5 protein-coding genes and 3 pseudogenes are annotated in these 7,269 nt (G+C 58.4%); 5 read left to right on the forward strand and 3 right to left on the reverse strand.

The window, feature by feature from the left end; genetic code table 11:
* Together KBY74_RS12720 and KBY74_RS12725 are read left to right on the forward strand one after the other, a co-directional pair.
* A partial coding sequence (locus tag KBY74_RS12720) for a class I SAM-dependent methyltransferase (RefSeq protein ID WP_254943012.1) occupies positions 1 to 519 on the forward strand: 519 nt, incomplete at its 5' end.
* A gap of 463 nt (positions 520 to 982) precedes the next feature.
* Positions 983 to 2,284, forward strand: a pseudogene (locus KBY74_RS12725) (IS5 family transposase); the annotation flags it as partial.
* Positions 2,285 to 2,537: 253 nt separating this feature from the next.
* On the opposite strand, the gene istB reads toward KBY74_RS12725, so the two are convergent.
* Entirely contained in the window at positions 2,538 to 3,323 is a 786-nt protein-coding gene (gene istB / locus KBY74_RS12730; RefSeq protein ID WP_315859071.1) for an IS21-like element helper ATPase IstB, read from the reverse strand.
* Positions 3,220 to 4,818, reverse strand: coding sequence for an IS21 family transposase (istA, locus tag KBY74_RS12735; RefSeq protein ID WP_254943013.1), 1,599 nt, complete (start codon positions 4,816 to 4,818; stop codon positions 3,220 to 3,222). Before istA ends, istB begins: the two co-directional genes overlap by 104 nt.
* Between istA and KBY74_RS12740 the strand changes: the two genes are divergently transcribed.
* The 3 genes and pseudogenes from KBY74_RS12740 to KBY74_RS12745 form a co-directional block, all read left to right on the forward strand.
* A complete protein-coding gene (locus KBY74_RS12740; RefSeq protein ID WP_254943014.1) occupies positions 4,817 to 5,683 on the forward strand; it encodes a transposase in 867 nt (288 codons plus the stop codon). The two genes, istA and KBY74_RS12740, sit on opposite strands and share 2 nt — an antisense overlap.
* 246 nt (positions 5,684 to 5,929) lie before the next feature.
* Positions 5,930 to 6,481, forward strand: coding sequence for a transposase family protein (locus KBY74_RS13920; RefSeq protein WP_396123194.1), 552 nt, complete (start codon positions 5,930 to 5,932; stop codon positions 6,479 to 6,481).
* Between the two features lie 58 nt (positions 6,482 to 6,539).
* Positions 6,540 to 7,115: pseudogene (locus KBY74_RS12745) on the forward strand (ISAs1 family transposase); the annotation flags it as partial.
* Positions 7,116 to 7,135: 20 nt separating this feature from the next.
* Here the strand turns inward: KBY74_RS12745 and KBY74_RS12750 are convergent.
* Positions 7,136 to 7,264 (reverse strand): annotated as a pseudogene (locus KBY74_RS12750) (IS5/IS1182 family transposase); the annotation flags it as partial.
* Positions 7,265 to 7,269: the final 5 nt, after the last annotated feature.

A 7,269-nucleotide genomic window follows, 5' to 3' on the forward strand; every position in this document is an offset into this window, starting at 1 on the left:
GACTGGCAGTTTTCCCAATTTCTCGACTTTGGCAGCGCAACATATATTGGCATCGATGCATCTAAAAATGTAATCGCAAGCAATCAGAGATCATTTTCGCGATCAGGGGTTTCCTTTGTCAATCTTCCAGAGGATTACAATGAACTTCCCTCCGCCGAACTGCTAGTTTGCAAAGACGTACTTATGCATTTAAGCACGAAGGAAGTTCAAGATATTTTATCAATTCTTCCAAACTTCAAATATGCATTAATCACCAATGACATTCCATGCGTCTCCACTTTCGGGAAAATTCTTCTAAAGTTGCGGCGTCCTTTTTCACCGATAAATAACAGAGAAATAAAGACAGGAGACTATAGGACTCTTGACCCGACTGAGCACCCATTCAACCTAAGACTGAAAAAAGTATTTGAGTGGGAAGGCAATAATTTAATCCTTGGCAAAGATTGTAACTGGAAAAAGCGAACTTATTTGCATCAGCAATGCCAGGATGTGGAGTTGCAGGGCTCAGGAGTTCATTGAGTCCCTTACCGCCAAGACAGTCGCAAATAGAAGAAAGCACCCATGCCCTGGCGATAACACGGTAGAGATGCGCTACTGCGCTGGTCAGTCCTGGGAGCGATCCACAGACCAGTTGAAGCAAAAGCTGCCCAGGGAGTTGCTGATAGGGCGCCGTAACGACTGCAAGGGCTCAGCGCTGGCATGAACTGCGGCCAGCGCCCTGAATTTGCACGTTCTATGTGGTGTTGGAAATGGAATTGGAATCCGCCTCTACCAAAGGGAAGCATCGTCTCTTCCCGTGTCACCACTTCGCTCGGAGAGTCACAACAAGGGACTCCCTCTCCGTTGTTAAGACCGAATGCTTATTTGGGGCCTCCTGAAGAAGGGCAAACCAGTTGCGCCGCAATGGATATGAGCAGTTTCTGGCGGTAAAATGTACGCAAATGGGCCCATTTGCGCCCAAAAGCTGCTCAAAGTTTTCCACATGTATCGGCGCGAACATCGTGATCAGCTCTCGTTCCAGGATTTCTTTCTGCCATTTGGTGGTCAACTCTCAGGTGATAACCGCTGGATCAAGTTGGCCGATTTGATCCCATGGGACGAACTGGAAGATGACTATGCAGCCCAGTTCTGCAAAGGTTTTGGTGCTCCCGCCAAGCCATTTCGCATGGCTCTGGGGGCTTTGATCATCAAAGCCCGCTTGGGGCTCACGGATGAAGAACTCGTTGAGCAGATCAAGGAGAATCCCTATCTCCAGTTCTTCATTGGCCTAGAGAGCTATCAGTATTCAGCGCCGTTTGATCCATCGATGATGGTGTACTTCCGGAAACGGCTGCCGGAATCGGTGGTGAATGACTGCAATGAACGAATCGTGCGTCATGGCCTGAATGTGATCCATTCTTTCGCAGCCACTGGTGACGATGACGACAGCAGCCATGGAGGTGGGGCCGGCCGCGCAGGTGATCAGCGGATTGGATCCGACACAATAGAGCCCAATCAGGGCTCATTGCTGATTGATGCAACATGTGCTCCGGCAGATATCCGTCACCCAACAGATCTCTCTCTGCTCAATGTTGACGAAGTCTTCTCCGAAGGAGTAGCCCGAGAGATGACCGAGACGCTGATCGATGTTATGCATTCACAGGTCAGAGATGCCTTTGGCCATAAGCCTCGCACTCACCGTAAACAAGCCAGACAGCAGTTTCTGGCTGTAGCCAAGAAGAAGCGACCACGAATCAATAAAATCCGCAAAGCGATTAAGCAACAGCTTGGTCATCTCAGGCGTAATCTGGCCAGTATCGACGCCCTAACCGTTTGTGGTGCAAGCCTTTTGGCGGCTGGGCGATATACCTACCAGAAGCTCTTGGTTGTCAGCGAGCTGGTCCGTCAGCAGAACATTCTTTACCACTCTGATAGCAGAAGTATCCCTGATCGCATTGTCAGCCTCAGCCAGGCTCATGTCAGGCCAATCGTGCGTGGTAAGGCACGATGCAACGTTGAGTTCGGAGCAAAGATCTCCATCTCGGTGACAGGTGAAGGCTTTACGTTTCTCGATCGACTCAGCTTTGATCCCTACAACGAAGGAGAAGACCTGAAAGGGCAAGCGAGGGCTTATCGCCGCCGTCATGGGCACTACCCGAAGGTTATCTGTGCCGATCAGATCTATAGAACTCGCGCTAATCGAGCATTCTGCCTGCGGCATGGCATTCGCTTGAGTGGCCCAAGGCTCGGACGCCCCAAGAGTGATCCAGAGTTATTGGCTGAAGAGAAGCGCCAGTTCCTGGATTGTCCCGTGTCAATCAGGTTGATGTGTGGCGTCAATCTGGTTGACCGGTAGAAGCGTTTGTTTTGAGCTCTGCTGATTCCTGAGATTGCAGTTGGGACCTTGATCGTGACCATGGCTGTCGCGACGCGTCAATCAAGTTGTGGTTCCGGCGTCAATCTCAAGGCTGGTGGCCCAGTTTTCGTGTCGCCGCATTGGTTCTGGTGCGATTGGGTGGTGCTGCCGTTGATCGTGACGGCCATGGCGCCCGCGTCAATTACGTAGGCGGGTCTATCTGATCGCTGGAAACCCTTGCAGCTGCTGCTTTTTGCCTGTAGCTCTCGCCTTTGATGCCCACGATGTGGCAGTGGTGCACCAGCCGATCCACCGCTGCGACGGTCATCGATCCACTCGGGAAGATCTCGTCCCACTCCCGGAACGGCTGATTTGAGGTCACCAGCAGGGATTTGCGCTCGTAGCGGTGGCAGATGAGCTCAAACAGCACCGAGGTCTCCAGCTCGCTGCGGCGCACGTAGCTGATGTCGTCGATCACCAGCAAGGCGTAGCGATCCAACTTCTGGATCAGCGCCGGCAACTCAAAGCTGGCCTTGGCCTTCTGCAGCAGCTGCACCAGGGCCGTGGCGGAGAAGAAGCGGCAGGCCTGGTCTTGCTCGATTATCGCCATCGTGATGGCAATGGCCAGGTGGGTTTTGCCAACGCCGCTGGGGCCAAACAACAGCAGGTTCTCGGCCTGCAGCAGCCAGGTGTGGCTGCGGGAAAGCACCTGCAGCTCCTGCCAGTGCTTGGGCTCGAGATGCTGATGATCAAAGCCATCAAGGCCCTTCTGCCAAGGGAGATGGGCATCGCGCAGCAGCCGTTGGCGTCGGGCGATCAGGCGATGGTCTACCTCCTGCTCGCACAAGGCGTAGAGAAACTGACTGGGGCTCCAGCCCTCGGCCTCAGCCTGCTGGGAGAGCGGCTGCCAGTGGCTGCGAAAGCGGGCGAGTTTCAGTTGCTTGAGCAGCAGCGGCAAGGCCGCTTCCACCGCAGCTGAGCGGGGCACCGGGGAGGAGGTGGTCATAGGAGGCCAGTAGGTGTTGGGAAATAACGGGATCGGAGAAGGCACTGCGGCGCGGCGGCACCCGGAAGCGCTGCTGCAGGAGCGAGAGCGACAGGGTCTGGCGCTGCTGGGCTTGCTGCAGAAAGGCGAGCACGAGCTCAAATGAGGCCACCCGCACTGCGACGTACAGCGCCTCGACCATCAAGCGGGCTGCGGCGTCACGATCACCGCCAGCCAGGAGCTGTTGCCAGAAGTCCCACCAGCGCTGATCAGGGAAGAGGTGGCGCTGGTAGCGGCAATGGAGAAGGGCCCTGGGCTTGGCCCGCAGGCCATCGATCAGGTGCTCCAGATCAATGCACCAGGCCCTCGGGCCATGACTGCTGCTGCCATAGGCGCGAGGCAACTGGCAAACCCAGTCGCTGCCCAGATAAACGATCAGCCGGTCATGGTGCAGCCGCACCGCCACCTGACGGCCAATCAGGCTCGGCGGCACCGAATAGATCACCTGCCGCACCTCGATCGTGCTGGTGCTCCGCACCCGCACAGGCAGCAGCTCGTAGTCGGCAAAGCGAAAAGCAGGCAGTGGTGCCAACCGTTCGAGTTCCTGCTCGTGGCGCCGCTGGCGCGGAGCATTGAGGGCACTGAACACCTCGGCCAGCAGCTCGTCGTACTCGGCGGGTTCCTCGAAATCGCAGCTGCCGCGCAGGATCAGCTTCTGCTCCAGCCGCCGTTTCACATGGCCGTGCGGTGCCTCGACGATGCCGTTCTCGTGAGCCACACCGCGGTTGTTGCGACTGGGGCTCAGGCCGTAGTGGCTGCAAAGCGCCTGGTAGCGCGGGGTGATATCGACGGCGTAGCTGCCATCGCGGTTGCGGCTGGCAGCTGAGAGCCGATCGGTGCGCAGCTCTTTGGGCACACCGCCGCAGGCGGCCAGGGCGTTCTGCAGCCCTTCTGAGAGTGCGACAAAGCTCTCACCGCCGTGGATCACCTGGCCGTAAGCCCAACCGCTCCAGGCCAGTCGGTAGTGGAACAGCAGGTGCTCAAACGGTTCTCCCCGCAGGGTGATCTCCACTCGTTTGACCTTGGTGAAGTCACAGAAGCCGATCTCGCCGGGTTGATACGCCAGCGGGAACATCACCTCAGGCGCCGGGCCATGGAGGGCCTTCCAGTGCTGCACCCGCCGCTGCAGGGTGCGTTTGAGCGAACTCCAGTCCTGATCTGGCTTTTGCTCCTGCAGGTGTTCCAGCAGGGTGGTTGGTGTCAGGGCCGGATGGCGCTCCAGCAGCGGGAGTAACAGTGGATCCCAGACCTCGGCCAGCGGGTCTGGACGTCGCCGACCACGGGGTTTAGCGGCTTTGGGTTGCAGGCGGCCTGAATCAATCCGGTGAGCACTGCTCACCGAAATGCCCGCCGCCGCAGCCGCCACCTCCTGGCGGCTGCCGGCTCGTCGTTTGGACATGTACAGCGCAATCTGTTGAACGGTGAGAGGAGCAGGCATGGCCCGGTGCCCTGCGCATGGCAACCGGATTCAGCTGAACTCCTCCAGAGCGGTCAACCTGTTTGGCGCGACCCCTCAACCAGATTGTCGTCGGACAGCTGCCAAAGCTCGTCAAAGGCAAGAGCAAGCAGAAGCAGCTGAGCTGGAGGCTGCCCAAACCGAGGGGAGTGGCGACGCTCAGCTCAGCAGGCGGGCGGCACGCCGCGCTCGCGGTGCCCGCAAGCGGGTCGATGACGCCCAGAAGCTGGCGATCGCGACAGCAGAAGCAGCGGGGCTGGAATCACCTGTGTTCACGGCAGAGCTGGATGCGGTGGCCATGCCGCAGCGGCAGCTCCCGAGCGATACAAGTGGCAACCCCAAACCGCAGTCCCAGCGGAACTTCACTGACTCCGATAGCCACATCCTCAAAGGCGCTGACGGCTGGATTCAGGGGTACAACTGCCAGGCCGCTGTCGATGGCGACCATCAGGTGATCGTGGCGATCGGCGTGAGCAACCAGCCAAATGACGCGGTGCATCTACTGCCGATGTTGGAGAGAATCCATGCCAACACTGGGGAGCTGCCGAATGCCTTGATTGCGGATGCGGGCTACTGCAGCACCGCCAACCTGGAAGCCTGTGAGGAGAAAGGGCTGAATGCCTACGTCTCCACCAGCCGGCAGCAGCACGGCCAAAGGCCAAGACCATCAAGGGGGCGACCACGCAAAGACCTCGATGCCAGGGGCCGGATGGCGCGGAAGCTCCGCTCCAAGGCGGGACAAGCGATCTATGCCCTGCGTAAAACCGTGGTGGAACCGGTGTTTGGCCAGATCAAAGGTGCCAGGGGATTGGACCGGATTCATGTCGCCACGGCGGCAAACAGATAGTCCGGAATCACAGGAGCTCAGTCACCGCTTCCTGATAGCAGCGCAATGTGCGACAGGCTCCTAGCGGAACATCCACAAACAAGACTTCATCCCGAATCAACGCATCCTGCTGATAGCTGCCGAGAGTGAGCGTTAGGCAGCCTGAGAAGTAGGCCTCTATACCCCAGGCCCGCCTAAAAGTCTGTCCAGGTAACTCTTGCTGAACCTGTCAGCATTGGGTTTGGTCGGCGGGTCTATCCGCTTCCCATGCCCCAAAACTGTTCCGGTGCAGTTGATCAGCTTGCACCTGCTGATCTGATCAGCTTCCTCAAGGCGATCCCCGATGGACGTTTTAGGCGTGGCGTCCGTTACCCACAGTGGTTCCTGCTGCTGGTGGCTGTGCTCGGAATCCTGAGCGGCTGCAGGAGCTCACGCGATCTAGAGGCCTTTGCTAAGCGGCACCGCAAAGCCCTGAACCAAGCCCTGAGCCTGGATTTCAAGCGCTGGCCCTCAGATGCCACTTTCCTGTACCTATTCAACAAGGCCCACCTGCAGCAGTTCGGTGAGGTGCTCCAGGCTTGGATGATCAGCCAGATCCCTGGTGGCACAGAGGGTCTCGACCAATTGGTGTGCGACGGCAAGACGTTGCGCGGTTCAGCCATTGAGACCGAGGACGGCAACCATCGGTATGGCCTCCGGCCGACTTCGTCTACGTTGCCCAGGTCACGGTCTATGCCCGCGCCTTGGGAGTTGCCTTGGCGCAGAAGGCTTACGACACCCACGAGTCAAGTGAACGAGCCGCCCTCAAGGAACTGCTGAGCGGTCTGGAGCTTGAGGGGGTAGTAATCCAGGCGGATGCACTGCATACGACGCAGTCGTTTTTCGATGGTGCCTCGCCGAGGGGGCCGACGTGTGCCTGACGATTAAGAACAACCAACGCACCCTTCGCCGTCAGGTGGCCTGCCAGTTTGAGGGAAAGCGTCACATCCCATTTGTGGCAACGGATCACGAGAAACGGCACGGCCGTGACACCATCTGGACGCTGAGGGCGAAAGAAGCTCCCGATCACATCAAGGAGAACTGGCCAGGCAGCGCCTGGATCGTGGAGGTGAACGCCGACACGACCACGCGCAGAGGCAAACGGGAGCTCAGGCAGCACCTGTTCATCACCAGCCTGAGAACAGCGCCCGAAGCATTGTTGCGCCTGATCCGGCAGCGCTGGAGCCTTGAAAACGAGTGGCACTGGGCCCGCGATGTCCAGCTCGGCGAGGATGCCCATCGCTACCCCAATCGGAATGGCGTCCCGGTGTTTGCGTTCCTGCGGACGGTGGTGATGAACCTGCTCAGGCGAGGTGGCTACCGCTCAATCCGCCAAGGGTTTCGTGAGCTGGCCTACGACATCCAAGGGATGCTGGCTCTGGGAGGCGTCGCGATCGCAGCGAAGGCTCCTTGATCAAACTTTTAGGCAGCCCTGGGGTTCAGCCGATCCAAAGCCTGGTCGGCAGGTCGGCGCACCTGGCGTAGGGGATGGCTGGACGGGATTCGGTCTTCTGTGGAGATGTACAAGAACAGGGGACCGGTGCGTTCCTGCAGGCTGCGCATCCACT

The organism is Cyanobium sp. A1C-AMD, assembly GCF_024346495.1.
Taxonomy (GTDB): Bacteria; Cyanobacteriota; Cyanobacteriia; order PCC-6307; family Cyanobiaceae; genus Cyanobium_A; species Cyanobium_A usitatum.

What these genes read in the sequence shown, in the direction of transcription:
- KBY74_RS12740 (WP_254943014.1), top strand. Translation starts at nt 4,817, where the DNA reads ATGGCCCGGTGCCCTGCGCATGGCAACCGGATTCAGCTGAACTCCTCC.
- istA (WP_254943013.1), bottom strand. Translation starts at nt 4,818, where the DNA reads ATGCCTGCTCCTCTCACCGTTCAACAGATTGCGCTGTACATGTCCAAA.
- KBY74_RS13920 (WP_396123194.1), top strand. Translation starts at nt 5,930, where the DNA reads ATGCCCCAAAACTGTTCCGGTGCAGTTGATCAGCTTGCACCTGCTGAT.